Below are 25983 nucleotides of genomic sequence, written 5' to 3'. Positions count from 1 at the left end.
CCTAGGCTCCGCGAAGATGTCGCATGAAATACACGGTGACGAAGCCGGCCGCCATGAACGTCGCCGTCGCCACCAGCGAGCGCGTGGCGCCGCGTGAAATGCCGCACACGCCGTGTCCGATGTTGCATCCGCTGCCGTAGCGGGTGCCGATGCCGACCAGAAAACCCGCCGCGATCACCACGGGCCACGACGCGTCGACGCTGATCGCGACGGGTGCGCCGAGCGCACGCGCGATCACCGCGGCAACGACCAGCCCGGCAACGAAGGCGACGCGCCATGCGCCGTCGCGGGTGGTCCGGCGCAGCAGGCCGCCAACTATCCCGCTGACGCCGGCGATGCGGCCCAGCAAAAGCACCATTGCCGCAGCCGCTGCGCCGATCAGCAGGCCTCCACTCAGGGACGCGATCGGGGTGAAATGGTCGAGATCGATCATCGCTCGTTCTGCTTGATTGCGATGTGTAGGTTGGAGGGGAACAGTGCTTACATCAGCGCCGCTTTGACCAGCAGACCGAGCGCCACGCATACGAGGATGCTCGCGAAGCCCAGCTGCACCTGGCGCGCGGCGACGTGATGCGACGCGAGCCGTCCGCTGAGCATGCCGGCGGCGGTGGCGCCAGTGAACCACAACGCGACTTCGAGTGGAAGCGTGGCGCCGTGCGTGGCCGTTGCGAGAACGCCGCCACTGCCGACGAGCGCGATCACCATCAGCGAAGTCGCGACGATGCCGTGCATCGACACGTCGGTCAGCTTGCGCATCATCGGCACGATGACGAAGCCGCCGCCGACGCCGAGCATCCCCGTCATCAGTCCCGTCAGCGAACCGGTGGCCGCGAGCGCGGCTGCGGTCGGCCAGGTCCAGCGAAAGCGGCCGGTCGCCGGATCGACACGCGCGACGCACATCGATGACTGCGCGTCGACCGACGCGCGGCGCACGAGAGTCTGACGCAGCAGCCGGAACGCAACGACCAGCATCACCGCGGCAAACAGCGCGAGCAGCACGCGCTGCGGCAACGCATGCGCGAGGCGCGCGCCGGCGGCGGTGGCGGGCACCCCCGCGGCGGCCATCAGCAGCGCGGCGCGATAACGGACGAGCCGCTTGCGGAACGCCTCGAGCGCGCCCACCGCTGCGCTGCCGGCCACCGCGACGAGCGCGACCGGCGTGGCCTGCTGCAACGGCCAGCCCATGCCGAATACCAGCGCGGGCACGGCAAGAATGCCGCCGCCCGCGCCGGTCAGCCCGAGTATCGCGCCCACCAGCGCGCCGAGAAGTAGAGACAGTAGCATCGATGACCCCGTGAGCAGTGCGTGCAAGCGCTTAGTCCGCCAGTTGCGGCTGCGCGAGCCATTCGCGTCCCTTCAGCATGCCGCGCCAGTAGAGCGGCGGCAGGATTCGCTCTTTGAGCAGCCACGCGAGCCGCGATGGCTTTTTGCCGTCGATGAGCCACGCCGGAAACGTCGGCGCGACCTTGCCGCCATACAGAAACTCGGCCAGCACGATCTTGCCGCGCTCGACGGTGAGCGGGCAGGAGCCATAGCCGTCGTAGGTCGCGAGGCCGCTCGTCGCGCCCAGCGCGGCGAGCACGTTGTGCGCGACGACCGGCGCCTGCTTGCGCGCGGCGGCGGCGGTCTTCGCGTTGGAGGTGTTGGTCGCGTCGCCGAGTCCGAAGATGTTGTCGTGGCGTTTGTGCCGCAACGTGGTCGGATCGACGTCGAGCCAGCCGGCCGCATCGGCGAGCGCGCTCGCGCGGATGAAGTCGGGCGCTTTCTGCGGCGGCACGGCGTGCAGCATGTCGAAGCCGGTCTCGAACGTTTCCTTGCTGCCGTCGGCGAACGTGTGCGTGAATCTCGCCATTTTCGCGTCGCCGTCGACTGCGCTCAGCGTCGAACCGAAGTTCAGCGCGATGCCGTAAAGCTCCACGTATTCCATCAATGCGGGCACGTAGTCGGCGACGCCGAACAGCGCCGCGCCGGCATTGCGGAACTCGACGCCGATATGCTGCAGCCGGCCGCTGCGGCGCCAGTGATCGCACGCGAGATACATCGCTTTCTGCGGCGCGCCGGCGCATTTGATCGGCATCGGCGGTTGCGTGAAAATCGCCCGGCCTCGTTCGAGCTGCTGCGTCAGTTGCCACGTGTACGGCGCGAGGTCGTAGCGGTAATTGGAGGTGACGCCGTTGCGCCCGAGCGTGTCGGCAAGCCCGTCGATCGCATTCCAGTCGAGCTTGAGGCCGGGGCACACCACCAGCTGGCGGTATTTGACGGCGCGCGTTCCGTCGAGAATCACGAGGTTTTCCGCCGGCTCGAATCGCGTGACGGCGGCCTTGATCCGCTTCACGTTCGTGGGCAGCACGCTCGCGATCGGACGTGCTGTCGTTTCCGGGTCGAACACGCCGGCGCCGACCATCGTCCAGCCCGGCTGGTAGTAGTGCGTGTCGGCCGGATCGATGACCGCGATGTCGAGATCGGGGCTGCGCGCGAGTAGGCTCGATGCCGTCGCGATGCCGGCCGAGCCCGCGCCGACGATCACCACGTCGTGCTGGTGCGCGGGCCGCATCGGTTGCGATGGGACGCTCGACGTATCGGTGGCCGGGTTCGATGGGTCTGGGCGTTTTGCGTTTCGCATGTCTTTTCCTCTGGTTCGTTTCAGGCCGGCGCGCTCACAGCGCATCGACCGGTATCTTGATGTATGACACGCCATCGCTTTCGGGCGGTGGAAAGTGGCCCGCTCGCATGTTGACCTGCACCGAAGGCAGGATCAGCACGGGCATCGCGAGCGTGGCGTCGCGGGCCGTGCGCATCGCGATGAACGACGCTTCGTCGATGCCGTCGTGTACGTGGATGTTCTGTTTGCGCTGCTCGGCCACCGTCGTCTCGAAGCGCAGCGGGCGACCGCCCGGCTGGTAGTCGTGGCACAGATACAGGCGGGTTTGCGGCGCGAGACCGAGGATGTGCTGGATCGAGCGGTACAGCGTCGACGCGTCGCCGCCCGGAAAGTCGCAGCGCGCGGTGCCGTAGTCGGGCGTGAAAAGCGTGTCGCCGACGAAGGCGGCTTCCTCGCTGCCGTCGCTCGCGACATAGGTCACGCAGGCAGGCGTGTGGCCTGGCGTGTGCATCACGCGCACTGACAGGTCGCCGACGGTGAAGGTCTCGTCGTTGACGAACAGGCGGTCGAACTGCGAGCCGTCGGCGCAAAACTCGGGACCCGCGTTGAACAGCTTGCCGAACACGGCCTGCACCCGCGTGACCTGCGCGCCGATCCCGATCTGACCGCCGAGCCTCGCTTGCAGATAGGGCGCGGCGGACAGGTGGTCGGCGTGGACGTGGGTTTCGAGTATCCATTGCACGCGCGCGCCGAGGGACTCGACGCGCGCGGCGAGGCGATCCGCGGTTGCGGTGCAGGTGCGTCCCGACTTCGGGTCGAAGTCGAGCACGGTGTCGATCAATGCGCAATTCTTCGTGCCTGCATCCATCAGCAGATAGCTGACGGTCCATGTTGCAGGATCGAAGAAGCCCTCGACGGCTAGCTTGCCGGTTGCCATTTCGGTGGGTTCCTTACGATAGCGGACCTGGCCAGTCCGGGCGCCCACCATTGCAGGAGTCGTGCCATCGAGCCGCAGCTTTATCAAGCCCGCTTGTAACGCTCTGATTTCTAGCGGTTTATCGCTGCTGACATGGCGGATTGAACAGACGCCCGCGTGGCGATTGCCATGACGCGTGGCATAGAGACACTGCCATCTGGCAGTCGTGGCAGAAATGGCAGTTCCGGCGTATAGTGCGGCACCCACGGAGTAACGACGATGATCCCGCCCGACTTTCCGCCTGCCCCTTCGCCCGAGTTGCCGCCGCACCCCGCGAGCGCGCCTGACGGCGTGCCCGCAGTGGTGCCCGACGTGAGCACGTTGGTGTCGTATCTGGAGCACGATCCGCAGCCGGCGATCGTGCTCGATCCGCAGTATCAGATTCTCGCCGCGAACCGCGCGTATCAGCGCCAGTTCGGCGTCGAAGGCCAGGCGCACATCGGCCGCCGCTGCTATCAGGTTTCGCATCACTACGACGTGCCCTGCGACCAGGCGGGCGAGCACTGCCCGATGAAACGCGCGACGGAAATTCGCGGCGCGGATCGGGTGCTGCATATTCATCACACACCGCGAGGCCCGGAGCACGTCGACGTCGAATTGCGGCCGATCTTCGACCGGCACGCGCGCATCGTCGCCTATGTCGAGCGTCTCGCTACGGTCAGGAGCGCGTCCGCGCGGCCAAGCTCCGAAGGTCTGGTCGGACGCGCGCCGGCGTTCAACGAGGCGATTTCCGCTTTGCAGCGCGTCGCGCCTTCGATGCTGCCCGTGCTGCTGCTCGGCGAATCGGGCACCGGCAAGGAGCTGTTCGCGCATGCGCTGCACGAAGCGAGCAGCCGCGCCCAGGGGCCGTTCGTCGTGGTGGATTGCTCGGGCATCACCGAGACGCTGTTCGAAAGCGAGTTGTTCGGCTTCGAAAAGGGCGCGTTTACCGGCGCGACGAGCCGCAAGCAGGGCCTCGTCGAAACCGCGCAGGGCGGCACGCTGTTTCTCGATGAAATCGGCGACGTGCCGCTATCCATTCAGGTGAAGCTGCTGCGGCTGATCGAAACGGGCACCTTCAGGCGCGTGGGCAGTACCGACATGCTGCGCGCCGATTTCCGGCTCGTCGCGGCCACGCACAAGCCGCTCGAGCGGATGGTCGCGGACGGCCAGTTCCGTGCTGATCTGTATTTCCGCATCAGTGCGTTTCCGATTCATCTGCCCGCGGTGCGCGAGCGTGTCGACGACATCGCGCTACTCGCGGATTCGATTCTGCGGCGCATTGCGTCGGCGCGAACCGGATCGTCGCCTAAAGCCACGATTTCCGCGGATGCGTTGGCGCTGTTGCGCGCCTATGCGTGGCCCGGCAACATCCGCGAATTGCGCAACGTGCTCGAGCGCGCGAACCTGCTCGCCGACGCTGGCGTGATCCGCGCCGAGCACTTGCCGGCGGCGGTTCGCGACCAGGCTTGCGCTGGCGGGCGGGATTCGCTGGCTGTGGGTGCCGCGTTGCCGCGCAAGCTGACCGATGCGGAGCTCGCGCGCGCAGCGGCGCAATTCCGCGGCAAACGCAGTGAGCTTGCCGCGCAGCTGGGACTGAGCGAGCGCACGCTTTATCGCCGGTTGAAAGCGATCGCAGGCGGTGAGGGTGCCTAAGGGTTTTCTAGGCCACGACCGTTTTGCTTCTGTGGGGAAACCCAGGTCAGCGCCGACAGGCATAAGCCGTGCTATGACGTGTTGCCAGGTGCCAGCGGCCTAAACGCCGTAGAATTCCCTCCAGCATGATTCGCGTTCGTTCGATGGAACCGGAGTTTGTGCGGCCAACGGTCGTCGGTTATCGGGAGAAAGTCATGGCAGCGCGTTCAATTGCGTCTCTGACGCTTTCCTTCGGTCTGGTGTCGATCCCGGTCAAGCTCTATTCGGCGACCGACAGCGCTTCAGGTGTCGGATTCAATCTTCTTACGCCTGAGGGCGGTCGAGTCAAACAGCAGTACATCTCCGAGGCGACAGGCGAGGTCGTCGCGCGCGCCGACATGAAGAAAGGGTATGAGTTCGAGAAAGGCCAGTTCGTCGTCTTCACGCCTGAGGAACTGAAGGCGCTCGAAGAAGGCGCAACGCATGTGGTCGAGATTGTCTCCTTCGTGCCGGAGAAGTCAGTCGACCCGCTGTATTACGACAAGGCTTATTTCATCGCGCCGGACAAACGCGGCGGCAAACCGTACAGTCTGCTGCAGCAGGCGATGCGCGAAAGCGGGCGATGCGCGCTGGCAAAATGGTCCAACAAAGGAAAGACACGCATCGTCCAGATTCGCGCGGCGGAGGACGGCCTGGTGTTTCAGCAACTGCTGTTCGCGGACGAGGTTCGCTCATTGACCGAATTGCACATCGAGCACGTTGCAGTCACCGGCACCGAGCTACAACTCGCGCTGCAGATCATCGACCAGGTATCTGAAGATTCGTACGATCCAACGGCGTACGAGGACGAGGAGAAGAAGCGGATTCTGGCAGCGATCGATCAGAAAATCGCCGGCAAGCAGATCGTGTCTCCCGCCGAGCCGGGCATCGAGTCGGGCGCCGATGTGATCGATCTGATGGAAGCACTTCGTGCAAGCCTTGGCCGCAACAAGACCAGACAGGCCGCGCCCGCAAAAGCATCGCCCGTCAAGAAAGCGCCGGCAGCGGCTTCCGATGAACTGGCCGCCAAACCGAGACGGCCGGCGAAGAGGGCGCCCGCCAAGGTCGAAGAAGCGGCGCCCGCCAAGGTTCGGGCGCGCAAGTGAAAAGGCGCGTTGCCTCGCACGACTACTCGCTGCGCAGTCTCCAGTCGCTGCTGGGCGTCTCGCGACGAGTGCTGTCCGGCCTGATAGACGCTGGATTCGTGCAACCGTCACGCGGTCGCCGTAACGAGCTCCGGTTCACGTTCCAGGACGTGGTGTTGTTGCGCGCAGCTTTCCAGCTTCAATCGGCCAGAATCGCGCCGCGAAAAATTCTGCAGGCGCTTGCGCGACTCAAGGCGGAATTGCCTGAAGAGCTTCCGCTAACCGGCTTCCGCATTACCGCTGTCGGCGACTCGGTGGTCGTCAAGACAGGTGAGTCGCAATGGGATGCGACCTCGGGCCAGCTTCTGCTCGATCTGGAGGTTGCGCCTCTGCGGGGTGAAGTCGCGTTCCTTGACGCTGCTCCGCGTAACATCGTTGACCGGGAGCAGCAGACCGAGGAGTGGTTTGCTCTTGCGGAGCAACTGACCGATGCCGACGTCGTCGGTGCTGAACAGGCCTATAAGAAAGTGCTCGAGTTATCCCCGACTCCGCACTATGACGCTTATAACAATCTGGGCGTCCTGCTTTGCGAGGCTGGAACGAGATGCGACGAGGCTTTGTCCGTCTTTGACAGGGCTCTCGAGCATTTTCCGGACGATGCTCTGTTGCACTTCAATCGCGCGGTCGCTCTGGAAGAACTGGAACGCTACGACGCAGCGGTGGCAGCCTACGAGCGGTGCATCGAGCTGAACCCGACTCATGCCGACGCTCACTTCAATATCGCTCGCCTGAGCGAGATTCGCGGCGACAAGCAGGGGCTTCTCAGACACCTGAGTGCCTATCGCCGGCTAAGCCGTTGATTCGCACCTGACCGCCCACTGGACCCGCGCATCGGTGATTCGCACCACGTGAATGCGGCGCTTGTCGCGGCAGTGTGCGCTCCCGAGCCGACGGCCCGGCAATGCGTACGTACCGTCGACTTTGTTTAAGCCCGATTTAAGCGATGCTTCGTACTCTTCGCCCCGTACCTTGAGGGGACAACGGTTCGACGTCGTGCGACTTGTCCACCGCGTTATCCACCAAAAATGTGGATAACACGCCCTTTCGGTCGATCCATACGTGCGTAGTACAACTCGGGGCATTCCCGGACGGAAAGAGGTTGAGATGGTGTACTTGATTACCGACCTGAAGATGGTCGAAAGCTACGGCCACATCAAGGCTGACAGCGGCCCCGATGCGCTGCGTGAATTTGCTCTCAGCAACGGCTTCGTCGACCTGATGGAGTTCGTGTCCGCCCGGCCCTCGTTTGCTAACAACCTGCTCGCCGTTCAACTGCATTGAGGACCCCGACGTGAGCATGAATCTGGGGCAGGCTCTGGTGCACGCCGAGCAGCTGGAAGCCTACGGTGTGATTTCCCGCACGGCGCAGGCGCTCATCCTGTTGATGCAGGAGTACCGCGCCGTAGTCGGCGTGGAGAAATACGAGCAGATCATCGAGGAAGCGGGCCTCGCTCATCCGGATCCGCAGTGACCCGCTTCGCTGAACCTGCGCCAGGAAAAACCCGATTCTTCGCTTGACGTCATCGCGCTCACTGTGATCACCGCGCACAAGGACGCGGTTGCCCGCGTCCTTGTGCGTCGGCATCAGGTCGCCGGTGCGCTCAGCGAGGTGTTGTACGTAGTGCCCGCGATCACCACGTTGGTCAGCTTAATACCGCTTACATTGCTCACGAAGACCGGACCCGGCGCGGACGACGCAGACGTCGAAGGCGTGGTTGGAAACGCGCCCGTGCACACCGGGTTGCCGAGGTTGCAGTTCGAGATCGTGACGCCGCTGATCGGACTCACAGTCGGCACCGGCACCGGACCGTTGTAGTCGACCGCCTCGGGGCCTTGCATGACGAGCGCCTGGAAGCACGAATTCGACCCGGCGACGAAGCCCGACGGCATCGAGTACGACACCGGACCCGACACGTTGCTCGCGTTCACGTTCGTGATGTTGATATTGCTGATCACCGACGGACTCCAGCGTACCGCATCGCCGGACGGGCTGTAATCGCAGTCGAACGTGATCAATCCGCCTTGGCCGGTGGAAGGATTCGGCGCAAGGCCGGTCGTGCCGGAACCGGTGATCTTGTACTGTGAGCCCTGCGAGCTCAGCGAGCCGCCGCCGTATTTTCCCGCCAGATTCACGCCGTTGGCCAGCGTCACGCCGTCGATCCAGACGTTGTTGATGAAGCCGCCGCGATTCATGTTGCTCTTGAAGCGCAGCGCGATGTTCAGCGGATTGCTCGCCCAGTTCTCGTTTTCCATCGTCAGATTGCGCGCGTAGACATTCTGCACGCCCGCGCTCATTTCGCTGCCGATCGTCAGACCGCCATGGCCGCTTTGCATCGTGCAGTTCTGCACGACGATGTTCTGCATCGGACCGTACTCGGTATCGAGATACTTGCCGGACTTCATCGCGATGCAGTCGTCACCGGTGTTGAACTGAACGTTCTGCACCAGCACGTAGTTGCACGCGTCCGGATCGAAGCCGTCGTTGTTCGGTCCGACGCTATCGGCGAATACGCCGTCGATCACCACATTCGTGCAGTCGGTCGGGTGGTGCTGCCAGAACGGCGTGTTCTGCGTGTGGTAGTTCTGCAGCAGCACGTTTGTGCAGCCGATCAACTCGATCATGCACGGACGCAGAAAGTGTCCGTTGCCGAAGATGCGGTCTGTGAAGGGCACGCGCAGTTCGGACAGCGCGGGTAAATAGTTCTGGTCCTGATTCCAGCCCGTGCCCGTGAGCAGCTGCATTAGCGAACTCGAAACACCGTACTGATTCGTAAAGGGAACGTTTGCCTGCGGATTCTGGATTTGCGAAGCGGGAAGGCTGGTTAGTGGGACGTTGTTCGGATTCACATAAGCCTGCGACGGCGTCGACGATCCGGCACAGCCGTACGTGTTGCTGCTTCCTTTGTAGGTCCACCAGCACGAGGTCGGCGGCTGGGTGCTCGGCTGCATCGGCGTCATCGCCTGACCGTTCAGCACGCAGGTGTTGTCGTCGGCGGTCAGTGCGATGTTGGTCTGGCCGAACGCATAGATCGGCGAGCCGAAGTTCAGGCAATCGTTCGCCTGCCAGCGCGTGTGATACAGATTGCCGTTCGCCGTCGGGTAGGGGCCGTTCTTCGCGTAGTCCGCCGGGTTCGGGCTGAAGTAGATCGTGCAGCCCGATGACAGATGGAAGTTCACATGGCTCAGGAGCACAATCGGACCGCCGCAATACCAGTTGCCGGCCGGTACCACCACACGGCCGCCGCCGCAACGATTCGCGTCAGCGATCGCGGCATTGAACGCGGCGCACGAGTCGTACTGCGTGCCCGTATAGTCGCACGGCACCATCACATTCGAGCCGGGGCTTTGCCGGTCGTTGGCCGGGAAATCGGTCGCTTCCTTACCGTTTACCCATGGAATCGTGCCGCCCGGCCACGCGGTCGACGCAATCAACGCGGAGGCGGGGAGTGTGCGCGCCCCGTAGCTCATCACGTGAAAGTCGCCGGTGTGGGCGAACATCGAGGGATTGAGGTGGGTAAGTTTCCTGAGAATGGCCGCGGCCTGTCCGTCCGGTCCCCAGATCGGGTCCCCGCCGGGTTGTGCCGGAGGTCGACCGCCAGGATAGGAGGGAATCGGCAGCATCGAGTCTGCTGCCGCCGCCGCGCGACCGACCCCCAGCAGGGTTGCGCCTGCGGACACGCCGGCGAAGGCCATGAACGCGCGCCGGCCGGGAGAGGCGCGCGTTGGTGAGGACTTCCGTGAACCTGGGATCGTCCTTGTCATGCGTTTCCATTGATTCGTTCTCCTGTTGTGTCTCGCTGAGAGGCTGATTGAACTCCGACGGTGATGAAGCCGCGTGGCGACGCTAATGCGAACGGAAGATGCAGAGTTACAGCGAAGAGATCGGTCAGGAGCGGCTGGCTCGATCGCCCGGAATATTGTTGTCGGACGACATCGGGATCGTCAATCGAATTTAACCGGGACAGAGTTCTTTTGTGCCGCATGGCTACAGGTGGCTTACGTTGTGGGAAATTTGTAAGACGAGCTCCTTTTCATGGTGATCGTCTAACATTCCTGACAAGCACGCAGGTCGCTTATTCCGTGTTCGCAAGTCGTTGAAGAACGCCGGTTCGGAGGTGGCTCGTGATCACTCCATCGATAGAAGCGAGACGCTCGCGGATCTGCCCGGGCACGCGTGCCCTCATTCTCGTCCTCCGGTTCTGCACGATGCTGTTCCTGATCGCCTCTTGCGGCGAGGAATCGGCTTTCGCTAGCGATGAAACGAACGACGAGCTGGCTGTGCAACCGGACCCGCACTTCATCGCCGAACTCGAAAGACAGGTCTCCGCGATACCGCCCGCCTCGCAGACGAACGAGGAAAAGTGCGCCTTTTACCAATCCCGGGGAGTCGCGAATTTTCGCCTTGGCCGGTATCCGGCCGCGATCGCCGATCTGACACAGGCGGAGGCATCGATCGGCTACTGGCAAACAAACACTGCACCTTGCAGCCGGGACATCATTCGTGACGCGCTAATCTCTGCGTACGAAGAATCGGGCGACTTTGTGGCCGATATTGAATACCTGAAGCGGACGCTGGACAAGCTGTCGGCCTCAGACCTGACTCGCCACCTGTTCATCGATACCGGGCTCGCTCACGCGCAACTCGATCTGGGAAGGCTGCCTGAGGCCAATGCGTCCCTGGAGTCGGCCAAAGGACTGTTATTGCGGCTGCGACACAGTTCCAGGATCGTGACGTTGGAAGCGTCTGCAGCGATCCATGGGGTAGACGCGCGGTTGCAGATGACCGAGGGGAATTACCGTGCTGGCGTGGAGTTGGCCCGACAAGAAGTCGATATACGCCGTGAGATCCTCCATGCCCAGAGCGAGTTGTACGTGCCCAACAGTGAGGCGGCACTCGAGGGCAGGAGATATGTGGCAATCGCCGAAGCGCGCCTCGCTTATGCACTTATAAGCACCGGAAAGCTGGGAGAAGCGGGACACTTCGCGCGCCTCTCGTACGTGGAAGTCGCGACGCTCTCCGGGTTCGGTTCGAACCGCACAGTATCGGCGCTAAAACTGCTGGCGATCATCCGGCTCCGGGAAGGACATATCAAGCAGGCGGAACAACTCTTCGATCGAGCATTGCAGGCTGCGGATCGAGCGAAGATCGTGCCATATTCACTCGGACTGGCTGAACTACGTGCGTGGAAAGGACTGGTACTCAACATGCAGGGAAGATGGGCAAAATCTGCCGAAATCTTCCGCCAGCGCGACACCGGCATGCGAGAAAGTGAAGAGCAGTTCTCGAGGTTCGGGGCAAGGCACTCAGAATGGGCTCTCGCGCTACTGAACCTTGGAAAGTCAGCGCAAGCGGAGGGAATGCTTCGACACCAGATCACCGGGGCTGAGCGTCTTCCCCGCCCGGATCCAGCTGACATTGCCGTCTTTCGCGGCTATCTGGGCAACACGCTGTCCGCCCAGGGGAAGAGCGAAGCGGCTCTCGCACAGTACCGGCTGGCGCTGCCTGAGCTCGTCAAACCGTGGAGATATGGTGGAGGCGACGACGGGAAAGATGCCGCGATCGGCTACGTGCAGCAATACAAGCTTCGAGTGATCGTCGAGGGTTACCTCGAACTGCTCGCGAGGATGGCACGATCCGGCGAAACACCCGCCGGTATCGACGTGGCCGGGGAGACATTCGGGCTGGCCGACACGGTTCGCAACGGCCTTGTTCAGCGCGCGATCACGGCGAGCACCGCGCGAACCAGCCTGCCGAATTCACAGCTTGCAGGGCTTGCGCGCCGCGAACAGGATGCTGCCAATCGCGCCCAGTCGCTTGGCAGCCTGCTGGAACGCGTGTCCCTGATGCCGAACAAACAGACCGACGACGCGACGATCAACGCGCTCGAGCGCGAGGTACGCCTCGCTCAGGAGCAACAGGCAGCGCTGGCAAAAGAAATCACCGCCCGCTTCCCGACCTATGCTGAGCTGGTCGCGCCACGAGCAACAGCGATCAGCGACGTTCGCCGCTTGCTACGCCCGGACGAGGCAGTGGTGGCATTTTTTGTCGGCGCTCGACAAACGTATGTATGGACGCTCGAAGGCGACACGTCTCGCTTCAGAGCGATACCGATCTCGCGCGAGCGATTGCTTCAGCAAGTCGAGTCGCTCAGGCATAGCGTCGATCTGTCCGATGGCACGCTCAAACGCTTTGATGTCGCTGCGGCCCAGCAACTCTATTCGAGCTTGCTGGCGCCCGACGGCGCGCTCTGGGCAACGGCACGCACACTCATCGTGATACCCGATGGCCCGCTTGCCCAGATTCCTTTAGGACTTCTGCTGACGGGCCGCGACGGCGACGTCACGGATGGCTCGCAAGGTATCGACGCGAACAGGCCGTGGCTCATCAAGCGTGTGGCTATCTCCGAGTTTTCATCCGCCAACGTGTTGCTCGCGTTGAGGACCGCGTCGACCAAAGCGGCCGAACGGCGGCCGTTCCTTGGTTTCGGCGACCCCGTTTTCGCCGCGCAGCCACCGGCAGGAGAACGCACGACGCGTGGATTGTCGGTCCGCGATCTCGTCGTGGCGCCCGCTGCCGCCGACACCGACACAGCGCCGGCCTCGGCTCGTCCATCGGGCGTCCCGCTCGTCGAGGCGTTTTCTCACTTGCCCCCGCTGCCCGATACCGGGGAAGAACTGCGCGACATTGCCCGTAGTACGGGGGCGGACCTTCAACGCGATCTCTTTCTGGGCGTGCGAGCCACCGTCGGCAATGTGAAGGCAGCGGAGTTGTCGCGCTATCGTGTGGTCGCCTTTGCGACTCATAGCCTTGCGCCCGGCGAGGTGACGGGCCTCGACGAGCCCGCACTCGCGATGTCCAATCCCGCGCTGGTGAGCGATCCCGGGAGCAACGGCTTCCTGAGCATCGACGACATACTCAGCCTGACGCTAGACGCGGATTGGGTCGTGCTGTCCGCCTGCAATACGGGAAAACATGACGATGAGAACGGCGAATCCGCGTCCGGGCTGGAGCGGGCGTTCTTCTACGCTGGCGCGCGCGGCATTCTGGTCTCGAACTGGGCAGTCGAGACGGTATCGGCACGGCTGCTGACGACTACCTTGTTCCGCAACCAGGCAGCCGATCATCGAATGTCGAGGGCGCAGGCTCTACGGCAGGCAATGCTGGAGGTCATGCGCACGCCGGGAGAAAAGTATGGCCATCCGGCTTTCTGGGCTGCGTTTTCACTGGTAGGTGACGGACGGGATTGAAGCGAGGTCCGTCTCAGCGCACTCAGAACACACGCGGCGTCAATGCACAGCACGACGACCGATTTCGGTAAGCACATCAGTAGTCCGGCTGGGAGGCGACGGAAGATTCCATATCAAGGCGCAAATTGCCGAGGTATCGGCATGTATCCACGATGTCAGCGGCTATTCTCCAGACGCAGGACCATCTGCCGTCATTCGCGTTGGCCGGCCGCTCTCAGCCCGTGCAACGCAATTCCCGACGACTCAACGACGCGAGGAGGAGCAAGTGAAAACGACGCACATGCACCTCGTGTGGTGTTTTTTCACATGGCTGCTCGCAGGTTGCTCGTCAGGCGCGCTGACTCCACACGATGAAGCAGGCAACCTGCCGCTCTCGGCATCCGTTCAACCAATCCTGCAGCCGCCGAGGAACACGAACGACATTCTTGTGGAAATTCGCACCGAAAAGGGCAATGAGGCCACCTTGCAGCGTCTCACGGCGATTGCCGATGCAACATCTCCTCAGGACGGTCAGAGCCTGGTGACGTTCTATTGGAAACGTGCGAATGCGGCCGCGCAGATCGGCCGCTCGGAACAGGCGCTCACCGATCTGCGCACGGCTTATGAGCAAACAGAGCACGCCGGCTTCGCGGGAAAAAGACGCGACGTCGTCCGGGAACTTGCCAATGCGGAATTGGAGGCGGGCAACTTCCAGACGGCGATCGAACTGATGCAACAGGCCATACGCGAGGTACCCAGGTCAATCGGCAACTATGAAACGCTGAGTGCCATCTATGCCTCGATGGGCGATACGAGCGACTCTCGAAGTGCCGGGCAGCAGGCGGAGCAACTGTTGAGCCGCGTCAGCCAATCCGATCCGCCACAGGAGTGGCGTGCCCCGACCGTCGAATATCTGATCCTCGAGTCGGACGGCCAGTGGAGAAAGGCCGAGCCCTTCATACGTGACTCGATTGCCGCCTACAAGGGCAGCGCTCGTAAAGATCGGACGCCCAACTGGGTCGAGAAACGTCTGCTGCATCTGTCCGCCAATCTGGTGAAGCAGGGTAGGTATGACGAGGCGGAAGCAATAGATCGTCAGGTCATTCGCACGTTGCTTCGTCGAGTCGGGCGAACCAACCTCGATACCGTCGATGGGGTCCTCGCGCTGGGCGAAGCGGTTTATGCACGCAATCACATCGCCGATGCGCTTCGTCTGTGCGACGAAGCGCTCGCGATCCTTGACGAGATGAAAGCGCCGCCGAATGTACGTGAACGCCGCCTGATCGATCACTTCAAGGGCCGCATTTATCTGGCGCAAGGCGACCTGACGAAGAGCCTGACATCGTTTGAGCAAGCAAAGGCGGGGCTCCCCGACGACGACTTCTTTGCGAGAGCTCTCTTTCAGCAGTCACCTGATGCAATTCTGTCTTTGGCCGCAAATGGGCAGACCGCGCGGGCGCTCCCGCTCGCGACCAACCTGGTGGAACTGCGGCGCGGCACGTATGGGGAAGGCAGTCGGGAATGGGTCGAGGCACGCGCGATTCATGCATTCACGCTCGCCCATGCCGGGCAGAGCGCCGACGCAATCGCCGAGTTCGAGGTATTTGCGCAATACGCCACGACCGGCGGGGGTAGCAACGTATTCGATCATGTGCGTTACCACCTCCTGACGGAATGCTACGTCGGCGTCATGTTCGAAGCCTCGCAGCATGCGAGCGATCCCAAGGTGAGCCGCCAGATTGCCGAGAAGGCCTTTGTTCTGGCGGATTCGGCACGCGAAGCTGAGGTTCGGCGAGCGATTCAGGCTTCGTCCATGCGAGCGGCAGCAGCGTCGTCGCAAACCGCGGACGTCGTTCGTCAGGAACAGGACCTTGCTTTGCGCGCGAGCGCATTGCGCGTTCATCTCGCCAGATTGTCCGCCACCCGGCCCAGCCCGCAGATACAGCAGATCACGTTGGAACTCGTCGACGAGCTGAAGCGGACTCAACAGGAGCAGGACGCGGCTCACCGGGATCTTGTCATGCACCTGGGCGAGCGCGGCGCCGCCATGGAGTCGCCCGGCGTGGGGGTCGGCGCTGTCGCCAGGGCGCTGCACGCGGACGAGGTGCTGGTCGCGACCTTCATCAGCAGCGATCGCATCTTTATCTGGAGTATCGATCCGTCCGGCTCGATTCTGTTTCGCGCGTCCAGCGGCGGGCGTGAACAGATTAGCCGTCTCGTGGCGCTGGTCCGGGCCTCGACCGAAATACACGGAGATACCTTCGCAAGCATCAAGCCGTTCGATGTCGCCGCGGCCTACGCCATCTATGAACAGGGCCTCTTGCCCGTGCGGTCGGGATGGGATCGCGCGCATTCGCTCGTCATTGTCCCTGACGAAGCACTTGGCTTCGTGCCGTTCGGCTTGCTACCCGTTGAGCGGCCTTCGCACACGACTGATGCTCAAGCGCTGTTCGACGGTTACCGGCACGTAGCATGGCTGGCCCGCACGCACGCCACTTCGAGCGTGCCGTCAGCCGCGGCCTTCGTCAGTCTGCGGCAAGTATCGCCGGCGACCGCTGCCCGCAAGAAATTCATCGGCTTCGGCGACCCTCTGTTTAGCGCTGCGCAGTCGGCCGCCAGTACGCCTCAGGTGAGCCAGCGAGGCGCGAATGGCATCCGTGTCCTCGATACACGTATCACCAGTCGGGGCGCATTGGATAGCCAGGCGCTCGTCTCGGCGCATCTGGACGATCTGATGCCCCTCCCCGAAACGGCCGACGAGGTACGCAAGGTAGCACGTGCGCTCGGTGCGGATGAAAGCTCGGACGTTTTACTCGGCAGCGCGGCAACCGTATCGGCGGCGAAGAGCGGACTGCTCGCCGATCGCCGGGTGGTCATGTTTGCCACGCACGGACTCGTGCCGGGGGACCTCGACGGACTCCAGCAACCTGCTCTGGCCTTGTCGAATCCGAAGGTGGTGGGTGGAACGGGCGATGGGCTGCTCAAGATGGGTGATGTGCTGACGCTCAAACTGAACGCCGACTGGGTCGTGCTGTCAGCCTGCAACACGGCTGCGGCCGATGGCGCTGGTTCAGAGGCGGTCTCAGGTATGGGACGGGCTTTTTTCTACGCGGGCACGCGCGCTCTACTTGCAACGCATTGGGCTGTGGAAACAGAGTCGGCCCAGGAACTGACGACCCAACTGTTTTCTCTTCAACAGTCGGAGCCGACGCTGGGCCGCGCGGAAGCGTTGCGGCAAACAATGATTGCAATGATCGACAAATCCGGACGATTCAAAGACGGCAAGATGATCGCGTCGTATGCGCATCCGTTTTTCTGGGCGCCGTTTGCGCTTTTTGGCGATGGCGGTGCAAACTGAACGATAGCGTCATCAGCTTCATCAGCGCGGCAATGGGCTGGGGTAGTTCGAAAACCTTCGCGTTTGGTGAGATAACGCACGGCCTGGCATCATCAAAAGGAGTAGCGACATGACTCTGCCTCTTGTAGTGAACACGATTCGCTCAGATGGACCGCATGAGGCTCTCGGCAACTCTTTCGGCAAGGTTCGGAACAATGGAACGAGATGGCACAAAGGCTGGGATCTCTCCGCAGAACCCAATTCTCCGGTGTTCGCCGTAGCGGATGGAACTGTTGTCCAGGTATACGCAAACGTGTCAGGCTTCGGCCGCTGCATCTTGCTTGAACTCAAAAATCCAAAGTACAAGCCCGGATTGAACGCTTCCATTGGAATCGAGAACTATGAAAAGCTCTACGCACTCTATGCGCACCTGAGTCATGTCGAAGTTAGCAAAGGCGACTCGGTAAGTGAGACTGACCGGATCGGGAAAACGGGTATGTCGGGTAATGCGGTCGGGGAACCCGCCCATCTGCATTTTGAGCTGTTGCTTGAGAATAGCCTGGCCACGAACGCGCCGCGCATCGATCCCGGTGAGCTACTGGGCTACGAGCTGTATACCTGTGGTGGCTCAGGCCTGGTGAACCAGAAAGTGTTCGGCTCGCTTAAGGGCAACTAGCTGCGTGCGCGGCGATGGGGCCGTCTCGACTGCTGCGCGAGCAAGCAGCACCGCGCTGGGATGCACAAAGCGCGCACATTCACTTCAATTCGATCGGCTGCCCATGCGGTGTATGTCTCGCTGCGATATCCCACTCGCTCCGGCGCTGCTCGAGAATACCGGCGGTCAGCAAGCCCTTGCGGGCACTGATGAGTTCCAATGCCGTCAACCAGTGGCCATAGTAAGTGTCGCCGTGGTCCGGGTCGCCGGCCGACTGCGCATCGCGGATGGTCTGTCCCAGACATTCCGCCCATTCGGCCCACGTGAACAGGCCGCGCCGATGCAGACTCAACGTCATTGCAAACGCCCTGGCTTCCCATGGCGCGCTGAAAACGGGCCCTGCATCGTCACAAGGCAATGCCGGCAACGCAGCGTGCAATTCGGGCAGGTTCGACTGGGTGTGTGTCATATCAGGCAGGCGCAACATCCGGATACTCGAGATAGGATTCCCAGCAATCGACACAGACGGATGCCGCGGTCGTATCCTTGCCCCACAGTTCCGACCCATCGAAGCGAATCGTATACAGCCATTGTGGCTGTTCACCGAGGCCGATTGCGTTGGTGTCGGGAAACACGTGCGGACCGTGCACCGCGACGACGCGACCTCGCCTGCCTCGGCAATAACGCGGCAACCGCGTATGCGTTGCTGGGTTGAACTGACGGGTCACGACCGCGTCGCCAATCTTGAAGCGCGCCTCGGTGGTCGCGGGACGATCGACGGGACCGCCTCGGCGTAGCGTCGCGGCTACGGCGCTAGCCATCAATACGCGAGGCACCGGCACTCCCGAGCGGCTCGACACGCCGTTAGCGATTTCCTCGGTCGTCGCCAAGCCCGTTTCCAGCAGCAGCTTTTTCAGACCTTCGAACCAGATCTCGAAGTAGCTGCTGGCGAGATATTGCGCAGGCGGCAAGCTCTCCCGCGCGGCACGAGACATGTCGATGTTCCACTTACCGAGCGCGCCCATCGCCAACGTAATCGCCAGCACGCGACGCTCCCAGTCCGCGTGAAAAATCAGCGCGTCGGTTTCCGGCCGTATCGGGCCGAACGATTGCATTCCACCCAGATCTTGCGCACCGTTCATGTCGACTCCCGGGCGGCTTCCGACCCTTTCGGCAGACCCGCGCCGATCATCGAATCGCGTGTCACCAGGTCGGCCAATGCTTCCTCGGAGAAACCAGCAGTGCCGGGAGGCTGCATAGGCAACACCAGATAGCGGACCTCCGCGGTGGAGTCCCACACGCGAAACTCGACTTCGGCGCCCAATTCAAAGCCGAATTCCTTCAATACACCCCGCGGATCGATAACGGCACGTGACCGGTAGGGCGCCGACTTGTACCAGACTGGCGGAAGCCCGAGTACCGGCCACGGATAGCATGAACACAACGTGCAGACCACCATGTTGTGGACCGCGGGCGTGTTCTCCAGCACGACCATATGCTCGCCCTGTCTGCCTTGATATCCGAGCGACGCGATCGCTGCCGTCGCGTCGTCGAGTAACCATCGTTTGTACGCGGGGTCGACCCACGCTTTCGCGATCACGCGCGCACCGTTGCGCGGCCCGACCTTGTGCTCGTAGGTCTCGATCAGTACGTCCAGCGCGTTGGGATCGACGTAACCCTTCTCGACCAGCAGAGATTCCAGTGCGCGGACGCGCAAGTCCATCTCCGGCAGAGCACTGCCCGCGTGATCGTGATCGTGTTCGTCAGCATGTGAATGCCGCTGCCCGTCGCGAGGAGGTTCGTTACCGTTCATCGAAGGTCGCCCGGAAAGTGTCCGACGTGACGAGTATGGTCGGCGCTACAGGCAAATGCAATTCGTACGAGCGAGCCGCTGGCGAACTCATGGGTATGCTCTTTTCCGTCAGGCGGCTGTCCGCGTCGGACATCGCGTGCTATCCGCTGCTCTGCAACGAGGGTTCCATGGATGACGTCATCACTTGAGGCTATTGAGGTCCAATGCGTTGGCGATCGCCTGCATGCCAGCGTCGTTCGGATGCAGGTTGTCGCCACTGTTGAAAGCCGGCAGGAAGGAGGCTGGGTCGGCGGGATCGCTCACGGCACGAGCCTGGTCCAGCACGGCATCGCAGCCGCTCGACGAGCTCAGCACAAACGTGTTGATCGCTTGGCGCGACGTTTCGATCGCGGCCGTCCAGTATTGCGTGCCGCGAAACGGTGTCAGCGTGGAGCAGACAACCTTGACGTTGACCCCATGTGCGCGGGAGATCAGCTGTTGAAACGCGCCGATCAGATCCTGCGCGGTAGACGGTGTGTCGGTGTTGAGGTTGTTGACGGCATCGTCGGACACGATGATCCACTTCACTCCGGGCTGGCCCAACGCGTCGCGATCGAAGCGATTCAGGCCCGCCTGGCCCGCGTCGTCGGTGAAAAAGTTATTGCCGCTGATTCCCTCGTTCAATACACCGACCACCATGCCGGCGTCGGAAAGGCGAACGGCAAGATCGTTCGGCCAACGGCGATTAGCGTTGCTGCTGGATGCGCTCCCGTCGGTGATCGACGCGCCGAATGCCACCACCGCGCCCGTCGCCTGGGGGTTTTGAACATCGACGTTCGTCAAAAAGTAATAGGCCTGACCGGCAGGGTTAGTGGTGAAGCCGGTGAAGCTCGGGTCCGCACCGAGGTTGCCCGGCGCGACATAGACGTCCTGTAGCGAGCCGTCGTGGCCCGTCGGCTGCGGTGAGGTTGCGCCGGGCAGATACACGCTGACCGCAAGATCCGAGAGTGGCGGCACGTCGAAGGGAACAGGGTCGCTTGCGATCGACGCACCTGCGGGCAGCGTCACACTTTGCTGGCCTCCGAACGTTACCGTTCTGGTGCTGCTGGCGACCGTACTGGGACCGCTGTCGCGCAGCGCAACGTAAACGTTGCCGATCACGACGGACCCGCTCCCGTAAAGGTTCGACAGATGCACACGCACGGCAGACCCGCCAATGCTGGTGTGCACGATCTGCCGCACGGTCTGGTTGTTGAAGCCCGGGCTCTGGGTGACCCATGGTGCGACAGCCCAGGTGCCGGTCCATGGGACCGCTGCCGTGCCCTGGGACACACCTGCAGAACTACTTCCCGATGGCGCGCTGGCACCACTCGCCGGTGTTGCGGCGGAACCGCTTCCCGATGTCGCGCTGGAACCGCTCGCCGGCGATGCGCCGGAAACGCCTCCCGATGTTGCGCCGGAGCCGCTCCCCGATGTTGTGCCGGAACCACTCCCCGATGTTCCGCCGGAACTGGTCGCCGATGTTCCGCCCGAGCCCGTTCCCCCACTCGCGCCACCGCCACCGCCACAGGACACACAGACTGCCGCAAAAAGCGCAACGAGCGCGCGTCGATGGCAGGCGCAAGTGCCATCGGCGAATTCTTGCAATCGGTGCATAGTGCCTCTCAAAGCGGTTAGCCGGACCACAAGAAGGTCAACCTGTACACGAACAATCGCGTTGACGCAATGCGCATTATTTATACCTGCGTGTCTTCTTACGTCCGACAATTGGCAATAGATCAGCTTGCGAACCTACGATGCAGGGCAGTGCGCCGTCGGTAGCTTTTGACGCTGAGTTCGAAGATGGTCGATTGATGAAGGGCTGCACTCGCAAATAACCTCGGGGAAGCTCAACGCGCAAAGCTAGCGAAATCATTGTTAGCTACACATCTGCATGGCATTTTCATGTTCGTGCCACCGGGAAACATAAACCACCTTTAAAAAAGCAATATTCTTCTCGGCATCAAGGAGGAAGATCGCGAGTTTGTCTCATGCATTTGTATTCCTCACGATCGAGCGTGACCACGTCAAGTCCGCGCATGGCGAGATGATATTTACCGACGACGTGTCCGTGGTCGCGTAATTTTTTCGGCGCAACAGAAACTGCCTGATTTAAGGGCCTGTTCACAGACCTAACGTGTGCGGTATGGAGTTCCAATTCGTAAAGTTGTTGTCCAATTTCACCTCGGGTATTTGCCTATCAGAGCATCTACCCACCACGCGATGAGCGCGTTAGAATGAACTCACTATGACGCGTTGCACAACGATCGCTCGGTGCGTTCAAGCATAAGGTTTGTGGAGAAGACCTTTATACGTACCGGTTAGCGTCCCTATCCAGCTGAGTTGAACTTACGGAGAACGTGCATGACCGTTTTCACACCTGTACAACTCATTGCGACGCAACAGGCCAGCTTGGCCGCTCTGTTTGCGCTGACAAGACAGGCTCTTCGAGACTTTCATGAGCCTGTTGAACCCGATTTTCTGTCGGTTAAGGTCGTGCCCGAAATAGGCATGACACGCCATCAGGAAACGCGGTCTCGAACGACGCCCGGGATTCGAGCAGTGCGTCCAGCGCGTAGCCACCTGTCGGCAGATCCGCCCACTGCCGCGAATACGTCATATCTATACGACGAATCGTGTGGCAATAGCGACCGGGAATAACAGGTTACCGCTGCGTCGTACCGCTCCACGATTGCTCCGCGTGCGGCGCACATCACTCTCATCACGATCTCGCCTGGCGTAATGTCGACAGCACACCTTTTTCACGAGGCGTGCCCGAACTTCGCTGTAGAGGATGAGAGAGCGAAGTCGATATCCGTTGATCGACGCCTGCGAGCTATTTCATTTCGATTGCCGATTGAATGCGGCGTCGATGAGGATTGCCTGATGTCATGCGCAGTCGGCATGTCCTTGAATAGCCCGTTTTCCAGAATGCTTGGGCGAGCACGAAAAGCTGGTGAAAACAAACGCTGCGCTCCGTTTCAAGAGAGCTTTTCATGCAGCAATTTTTGAACTGGGATTAGGAGAAGCGGCAAATGAAAATGTATCCAACAATCGCATTGTGCGTAATCGCCAGTTTGTCAGGTTGCGGTGGCGACGCGGGCGATGGCGGAAACTTCGCGCCCGCGAGCCCGGTTTCTCACTGGAAGCGTATCGATCAGATGACGGGACAGATGGTCACAGGCAGCGGCATTGCCGGCACGTTGAGCCCCAACGACCTGATGACTCACTACAACATGCCTCCCCAGTACACGGGCGCAGGTCAGACTATTGTCATCGTCGACGCAGCTGGTTCGGCGGACGTCGCCAGTGACCTGAACGCATTTAGCTCCTATTACGGACTACCTCAATGCAATGCCACGAACGGCTGCTTTCAGCAGATCAATCTGAGTAGCGCGCCCGCGGCGTCTTCCAACGACTGGGACATGGAGATCGGCCTCGATGTGGAATGGGCGCATGCGATGGCTCCCGCGGCCAAAATCGTCCTGATTGAAGCCGCAAGCGCAAACGTGGCCGACCTGTTCAAAGCACTTCAAGCTTCGGTGGCGCAGCCGAACGTCGCGGCGGTGTCGATGAGTTGGGGGGCGCCGGAATATGCATCAGAAACCAGGTCGAATTACGACGGCTTTTTCAAGCAACATCCCGGCGTAGCTTTTTTCGCAGCCGCGGGCGATACAGGGAACGACGGCAGCAATCAGATCTATCCGGCCGCTTCGCCCTACGTCACGGCGGTGGGCGGTACCACGATCGCGAGTCTCGTGTTGCCGCAAACCAGCACTAGCGAAATCGCGTGGTCTCAGGGAGGGGGCGGCGCAAGCATCTATGAGACGATGCCAGCCTTTCAAAGCGCCTACCTGAAGGCGACCCATAGTTCGGCACTGAAGCTGAACAAAGGCAAACGCGGCATTCCGGACGTCGCGTATAACGCAGACCCGTCAGCAAGCCCGGTTGCAGTCTATGTCAAGGGTGGCTGGTATGCGATAGGCGGCACGAGTGAGGGGGCGCCTCAATGGTCGGCGATCGTGGCGCGTCTCGGACAGTATCTGAATGGCAAAGGCTCTTCAGTGTCGGGCTTGCTGACGCCAAATAACGGTTTCAATGGCGTGATCTACCAGACCAGACTGAACCAGGCTTCGAACAGCGGCTTCTATAACGTGACGGTCGGCTCGAACGACACTAGCGGAAAACCTTGTGCGCTGTGTACCGCTGGGCCGGGATACGACGACGTGACAGGGCTGGGTGTTCCCAATGTCGGCAACCTGCTGGGAAGCTTCTGAGGCTCCTGCACCGAAGTTCACGAGCGGCTGGCGCGGCCTGACTCAAGTCATTGCCTGAGCGTCCGCAATGGCCGCCGCCGCACATCGTCGTAGTGTTGTCCGGGAAACATGTGTGGATGGCGGGAACACTCCGTTCCCTGCAGTTTAAATGTAGCCCTGGAGTGATGACGCGGAGCCGAAGTGCAACGCTCGATGGCAGCTCGTTACGTAGCGCACGCGTCTCACGTCAATTCCACGGCAATCACGACTTCCACCGCGGCGCGCGCCAGCTCTTTCAACGAAAAGCGCCACGAGGCCGCTGAGAAGGATCGAGAGAACTACTTCCCGTTGCAATTCGCGGCGTACGTGGCTCACATCGAGAGTTTGAGGGGTCTCTTTCGGGTGCCGAGGCAGCGGCGCCGGGATCTCTGTCGTGACCACACGGATCGTGGCGCGGTGTATTCACGAGCCCCCGGTAGGCGTATGTGTGCGCGCCGCATATCGGTCACGACTCGTTCAGCAAACGTTCAGATTTCCCATTTAGAGTTTGCCGGCTTCACAGACAGAACGGTGGACGGGTTGAGCGTATTAGCGGTACTAGGGGTCGTTCTCCGTGGACGAAGAACGCATGCCGCATTCTCAGGCGACGCCGCGGGCCGGAAGCCAAGCCGCAAGCGCCGACTCGCTGACACTCGACATCACGTCGCTTCGCGCGCAAGTGTCTGTTCATAGGGGCAATCGTGTTTCTCGTGCAATTTCTGACAGTTGACATGCGCACGCGTGGCGATGCGCGGGACCGGACGGCCGAGCCGCAGGGCTGGCTGCGCCATCCACGATGCGGTCGGCATCGATCTGATGGCGACGCAGCGAGGGAGCGCATTCGGCCATGACCAGGACCGCCTACCTCATCGATCCGTGGACGCGCACCGTGGAAGCGGTAAAGCGCACCGCTGTCGATACCCCCAGCGTCCTGCGGGAAATCCATTCGCTGATGCATTGCGACTACATCCAGTCCGTGCGTTTGCATAACGCGGGCTCGGACGTCATGTATCTGGACGAGGACGGCTACGCGAAGGGTACGCAGGCGTTCTTTCGCTGTCGACTGTGGTCGGATCAAACGGTCGCAGGTCGTGCGCTATGGGTCGGGAAGACAGTGGACGGGGACGACGCGAGTCCCTCGACACCGCTCGACGATGTGCGCGCGCATATCGTGTGGGGCGTTGTCGCGTAGGCTACCGGTGTCGACGCTGTTCGTCGATCGGGCCACGGTATTCATTTTTGATGCGTGCCTGGCCGCGTGGCTCGGCGGCGTGCGGCGCGGCTCGAGCCCGGCGGCGTCCTCCCAGGCGCAGAGCGCGACGGAGTGAGCGCGGGGGAAACACCGCAAATGCTTGAATGCTCCTGCGGCTCAGGAAGCGGTGACAGGTGCGACGCCTCTATACGAGCAGACACCACAGCGCAATGAGCGGGCTCGTTCCCGAGCGCATTGCATGCTGGGAACCGGGCGGGTTATGCAGGCCTCCGCCTATGCCGGGATCGAACCAGTCTCCGTCGCGCTGGCGGAATTCCCCTGCACTGATCAGTACATAGGCCGCTTCCGGCGGATGTCGATCATCGGGGTATCGCGCACGAGGCGCGAGTAGCGAGAAGCCAAGCTGGACGTCATAGCGGCTTTCCATGCCGCCAGGGCCGCAAACTATGCCATTGACGTGCTGGTCGACATAGTCTTCGCTTCCATTGAGCCCGGAAGTTCGTCGTTGCCATCCGATAGCGGGTTCGAGCACCTTGATCGCACCTTGCCAGGGCGGCACTAAGGGCAGCGCGAAAAGTCAGCGGGGCGCCGGGTCTTCGCGTATCCAGTCGAGCAGCTGCGTGACTACCGGTGTGATGGTTCGGCCATGGGAACCACGATGAAAGCGATCTGGCGATAGCCCTTCGGCCCTTTGGTGGTCTTCATCCGCGCTCACCTATGTCGACGGGTAAAACAGGTGGGATTGGGCCCGCGGCGATGATCGTCTTCAGGACAAACCCCAGGCCAACGATTCGCCAGTGGCACCCAGCTTCGAAAGCCATGTTGCGCGGGCATTTTCGCATGATTTAAATGAATGTCACGCGGCTTATAAAGCGCGTTGACGGAGCATTTTCACGGTCCAATACTCAGCGCCATATCAGTGCCGCAATCGCTATCGAACGTTCTCATTCAGAGGGGCCGCAAATGTCTGCCGTTCAGATTCAAACGCATCGCGAACTAATCGATTGCCGCAAGAAGGGACACGGAATGCCCGGCGAGTTGTTCGGCCG

21 protein-coding genes and 1 pseudogene are annotated in these 25983 nt (G+C 61.8%); 12 read left to right on the top strand and 10 right to left on the bottom strand.

Annotated features, from left to right (window positions below):
* Nucleotide 1 precedes the first annotated feature (1 nt).
* The 4 genes from EVC45_RS23225 to EVC45_RS23210 are packed head-to-tail and all read right to left on the bottom strand — an operon-like array spanning nucleotide 2 to nucleotide 3539.
* Nucleotides 2-433, bottom strand: a complete 432-nt coding sequence (locus EVC45_RS23225; protein ID WP_129960582.1) for a YeeE/YedE family protein — start codon at nucleotides 431-433, stop codon at nucleotides 2-4.
* A 47-nt stretch (nucleotides 434-480) separates the two neighbouring features.
* A complete protein-coding gene (locus tag EVC45_RS23220) occupies nucleotides 481-1284 on the bottom strand; it encodes a sulfite exporter TauE/SafE family protein (protein WP_129960581.1) in 804 nt (267 codons plus the stop codon).
* A 31-nt stretch (nucleotides 1285-1315) separates the two neighbouring features.
* On the bottom strand, nucleotides 1316-2623 hold the full coding sequence (locus tag EVC45_RS23215; RefSeq protein ID WP_129960580.1) for an FAD/NAD(P)-binding oxidoreductase: 1308 nt from the start codon (nucleotides 2621-2623) through the stop codon (nucleotides 1316-1318).
* Nucleotides 2624-2657: 34 nt separating this feature from the next.
* On the bottom strand, nucleotides 2658-3539 hold the full coding sequence (locus EVC45_RS23210) for an MBL fold metallo-hydrolase (RefSeq protein ID WP_129960579.1): 882 nt from the start codon (nucleotides 3537-3539) through the stop codon (nucleotides 2658-2660).
* A gap of 258 nt (nucleotides 3540-3797) precedes the next feature.
* On the opposite strand from EVC45_RS23210, the gene EVC45_RS23205 reads away from it, so the two are divergent.
* The 5 genes from EVC45_RS23205 (at nucleotide 3798) to EVC45_RS23190 (ending at nucleotide 7847) form a co-directional block, all read left to right on the top strand.
* A complete protein-coding gene (locus tag EVC45_RS23205; RefSeq protein WP_248295225.1) occupies nucleotides 3798-5213 on the top strand; it encodes a sigma-54-dependent Fis family transcriptional regulator in 1416 nt (471 codons plus the stop codon).
* 194 nt (nucleotides 5214-5407) lie between these two features.
* Nucleotides 5408-6337: a Ku protein gene (locus EVC45_RS23200; protein ID WP_129960578.1), complete on the top strand. Its 930-nt coding sequence runs from the start codon at nucleotides 5408-5410 to the stop codon at nucleotides 6335-6337.
* Nucleotides 6334-7176, top strand: coding sequence for a tetratricopeptide repeat protein (locus EVC45_RS23195; RefSeq protein ID WP_129960577.1), 843 nt, complete (start codon nucleotides 6334-6336; stop codon nucleotides 7174-7176). Before EVC45_RS23200 ends, EVC45_RS23195 begins: the two co-directional genes overlap by 4 nt.
* Nucleotides 7177-7489: 313 nt before the next feature.
* The gene (locus EVC45_RS45710) at nucleotides 7490-7657 is read left to right on the top strand and encodes a hypothetical protein (RefSeq protein WP_168991514.1); all 168 of its coding nucleotides are present in this window, start codon (nucleotides 7490-7492) and stop codon (nucleotides 7655-7657) included.
* A gap of 10 nt (nucleotides 7658-7667) precedes the next feature.
* Entirely contained in the window at nucleotides 7668-7847 is a 180-nt protein-coding gene (locus EVC45_RS23190) for a hypothetical protein (RefSeq protein WP_129960576.1), read from the top strand.
* Between the two features lie 113 nt (nucleotides 7848-7960).
* Here EVC45_RS23190 and EVC45_RS23185 read toward each other — a convergent pair whose 3' ends face one another.
* Nucleotides 7961-10069 (bottom strand): glycoside hydrolase family 28 protein, encoded by a 2109-nt coding sequence (locus EVC45_RS23185; RefSeq protein ID WP_129960575.1) that lies wholly within the window; start codon nucleotides 10067-10069, stop codon nucleotides 7961-7963.
* A gap of 513 nt (nucleotides 10070-10582) precedes the next feature.
* Here EVC45_RS23185 and EVC45_RS23180 point away from each other — a divergent pair.
* From EVC45_RS23180 to EVC45_RS23170, 3 genes are all read left to right on the top strand, one after another.
* Nucleotides 10583-13624 (top strand): CHAT domain-containing protein, encoded by a 3042-nt coding sequence (locus EVC45_RS23180; RefSeq protein ID WP_129960574.1) that lies wholly within the window; start codon nucleotides 10583-10585, stop codon nucleotides 13622-13624.
* A gap of 265 nt (nucleotides 13625-13889) precedes the next feature.
* Nucleotides 13890-16961, top strand: a complete 3072-nt coding sequence (locus EVC45_RS23175) for a CHAT domain-containing tetratricopeptide repeat protein (protein WP_129960573.1) — start codon at nucleotides 13890-13892, stop codon at nucleotides 16959-16961.
* Between the two features lie 109 nt (nucleotides 16962-17070).
* Nucleotides 17071-17616 (top strand): M23 family metallopeptidase, encoded by a 546-nt coding sequence (locus EVC45_RS23170; RefSeq protein ID WP_129960572.1) that lies wholly within the window; start codon nucleotides 17071-17073, stop codon nucleotides 17614-17616.
* 79 nt (nucleotides 17617-17695) lie between these two features.
* Here the strand turns inward: EVC45_RS23170 and EVC45_RS23165 are convergent, their stop codons facing one another.
* The 4 genes from EVC45_RS23165 to EVC45_RS23150 all read right to left on the bottom strand — a co-directional run bounded on the left by EVC45_RS23165 (nucleotide 17696) and on the right by EVC45_RS23150 (nucleotide 20548).
* Nucleotides 17696-18064, bottom strand: a complete 369-nt coding sequence (locus EVC45_RS23165; protein WP_129960647.1) for a nitrile hydratase accessory protein — start codon at nucleotides 18062-18064, stop codon at nucleotides 17696-17698.
* Between the two features lies 1 nt (nucleotide 18065).
* Nucleotides 18066-18737, bottom strand: a complete 672-nt coding sequence (gene nthB, locus EVC45_RS23160) for a nitrile hydratase subunit beta (protein ID WP_129960571.1) — start codon at nucleotides 18735-18737, stop codon at nucleotides 18066-18068.
* Complete coding sequence (gene nthA / locus EVC45_RS23155; protein ID WP_129960570.1) at nucleotides 18734-19408, bottom strand: nitrile hydratase subunit alpha; 675 nt, start codon at nucleotides 19406-19408, stop codon at nucleotides 18734-18736. The genes nthB and nthA overlap by 4 nt, the downstream gene beginning before the upstream one ends.
* Before the next feature lie 180 nt (nucleotides 19409-19588).
* The gene (locus EVC45_RS23150; protein WP_248295223.1) at nucleotides 19589-20548 is read right to left on the bottom strand and encodes a GDSL-type esterase/lipase family protein; all 960 of its coding nucleotides are present in this window, start codon (nucleotides 20546-20548) and stop codon (nucleotides 19589-19591) included.
* Nucleotides 20549-22461: 1913 nt separating this feature from the next.
* On the opposite strand from EVC45_RS23150, the gene EVC45_RS23145 reads away from it, so the two are divergent.
* The 3 genes from EVC45_RS23145 to EVC45_RS45705 all read left to right on the top strand — a co-directional run bounded on the left by EVC45_RS23145 (nucleotide 22462) and on the right by EVC45_RS45705 (nucleotide 25049).
* Nucleotides 22462-23703, top strand: a complete 1242-nt coding sequence (locus tag EVC45_RS23145; protein WP_129960569.1) for a S53 family peptidase — start codon at nucleotides 22462-22464, stop codon at nucleotides 23701-23703.
* A gap of 865 nt (nucleotides 23704-24568) precedes the next feature.
* Nucleotides 24569-24913, top strand: coding sequence for a hypothetical protein (locus EVC45_RS23140; protein WP_129960568.1), 345 nt, complete (start codon nucleotides 24569-24571; stop codon nucleotides 24911-24913).
* A complete protein-coding gene (locus tag EVC45_RS45705; protein WP_168991515.1) occupies nucleotides 24903-25049 on the top strand; it encodes a hypothetical protein in 147 nt (48 codons plus the stop codon). Before EVC45_RS23140 ends, EVC45_RS45705 begins: the two co-directional genes overlap by 11 nt.
* 69 nt (nucleotides 25050-25118) lie before the next feature.
* Here EVC45_RS45705 and EVC45_RS23135 read toward each other — a convergent pair.
* A pseudogene (locus tag EVC45_RS23135) lies at nucleotides 25119-25472 on the bottom strand (dimethylsulfonioproprionate lyase family protein); the annotation flags it as partial.
* Nucleotides 25473-25783: 311 nt separating this feature from the next.
* Between EVC45_RS23135 and EVC45_RS46195 the strand changes: the two are divergent.
* Nucleotides 25784-25983: hypothetical protein (locus tag EVC45_RS46195; RefSeq protein WP_129960567.1), on the top strand; the 200-nt coding region annotated here is incomplete at its 3' end.

It is taken from the genome of Paraburkholderia sp. UYCP14C (genome assembly GCF_004197395.1).
Taxonomy (GTDB): Bacteria; Pseudomonadota; Gammaproteobacteria; order Burkholderiales; family Burkholderiaceae; genus Paraburkholderia.
Note: the sequence above shows the minus strand (reverse complement) of the source record. Positions and strands in the feature narration are given on the sequence as shown.

Excerpts from the sequence above, each read along its gene's own strand:
- EVC45_RS23225 (WP_129960582.1), bottom strand. The coding sequence starts at position 433 with ATGATCGATCTCGACCATTTCACCCCGATCGCGTCCCTGAGTGGAGGC.
- EVC45_RS23215 (WP_129960580.1), bottom strand. The coding sequence starts at position 2,623 with ATGCGAAACGCAAAACGCCCAGACCCATCGAACCCGGCCACCGATACG.
- EVC45_RS23205 (WP_248295225.1), top strand. The coding sequence starts at position 3,798 with ATGATCCCGCCCGACTTTCCGCCTGCCCCTTCGCCCGAGTTGCCGCCG.
- EVC45_RS23165 (WP_129960647.1), bottom strand. The coding sequence starts at position 18,064 with ATGACACACACCCAGTCGAACCTGCCCGAATTGCACGCTGCGTTGCCG.
- EVC45_RS23145 (WP_129960569.1), top strand. The coding sequence starts at position 22,462 with ATGAAAATGTATCCAACAATCGCATTGTGCGTAATCGCCAGTTTGTCA.
- nthB (WP_129960571.1), bottom strand. The coding sequence starts at position 18,737 with ATGAACGGTGCGCAAGATCTGGGTGGAATGCAATCGTTCGGCCCGATA.
- nthA (WP_129960570.1), bottom strand. The coding sequence starts at position 19,408 with ATGAACGGTAACGAACCTCCTCGCGACGGGCAGCGGCATTCACATGCT.
- EVC45_RS23210 (WP_129960579.1), bottom strand. The coding sequence starts at position 3,539 with ATGGCAACCGGCAAGCTAGCCGTCGAGGGCTTCTTCGATCCTGCAACA.
- EVC45_RS23170 (WP_129960572.1), top strand. The coding sequence starts at position 17,071 with ATGACTCTGCCTCTTGTAGTGAACACGATTCGCTCAGATGGACCGCAT.
- EVC45_RS23180 (WP_129960574.1), top strand. The coding sequence starts at position 10,583 with ATGCTGTTCCTGATCGCCTCTTGCGGCGAGGAATCGGCTTTCGCTAGC.
- EVC45_RS23185 (WP_129960575.1), bottom strand. The coding sequence starts at position 10,069 with ATGGCCTTCGCCGGCGTGTCCGCAGGCGCAACCCTGCTGGGGGTCGGT.
- EVC45_RS23220 (WP_129960581.1), bottom strand. The coding sequence starts at position 1,284 with ATGCTACTGTCTCTACTTCTCGGCGCGCTGGTGGGCGCGATACTCGGG.
- EVC45_RS23200 (WP_129960578.1), top strand. The coding sequence starts at position 5,408 with ATGGCAGCGCGTTCAATTGCGTCTCTGACGCTTTCCTTCGGTCTGGTG.
- EVC45_RS23140 (WP_129960568.1), top strand. The coding sequence starts at position 24,569 with ATGACCAGGACCGCCTACCTCATCGATCCGTGGACGCGCACCGTGGAA.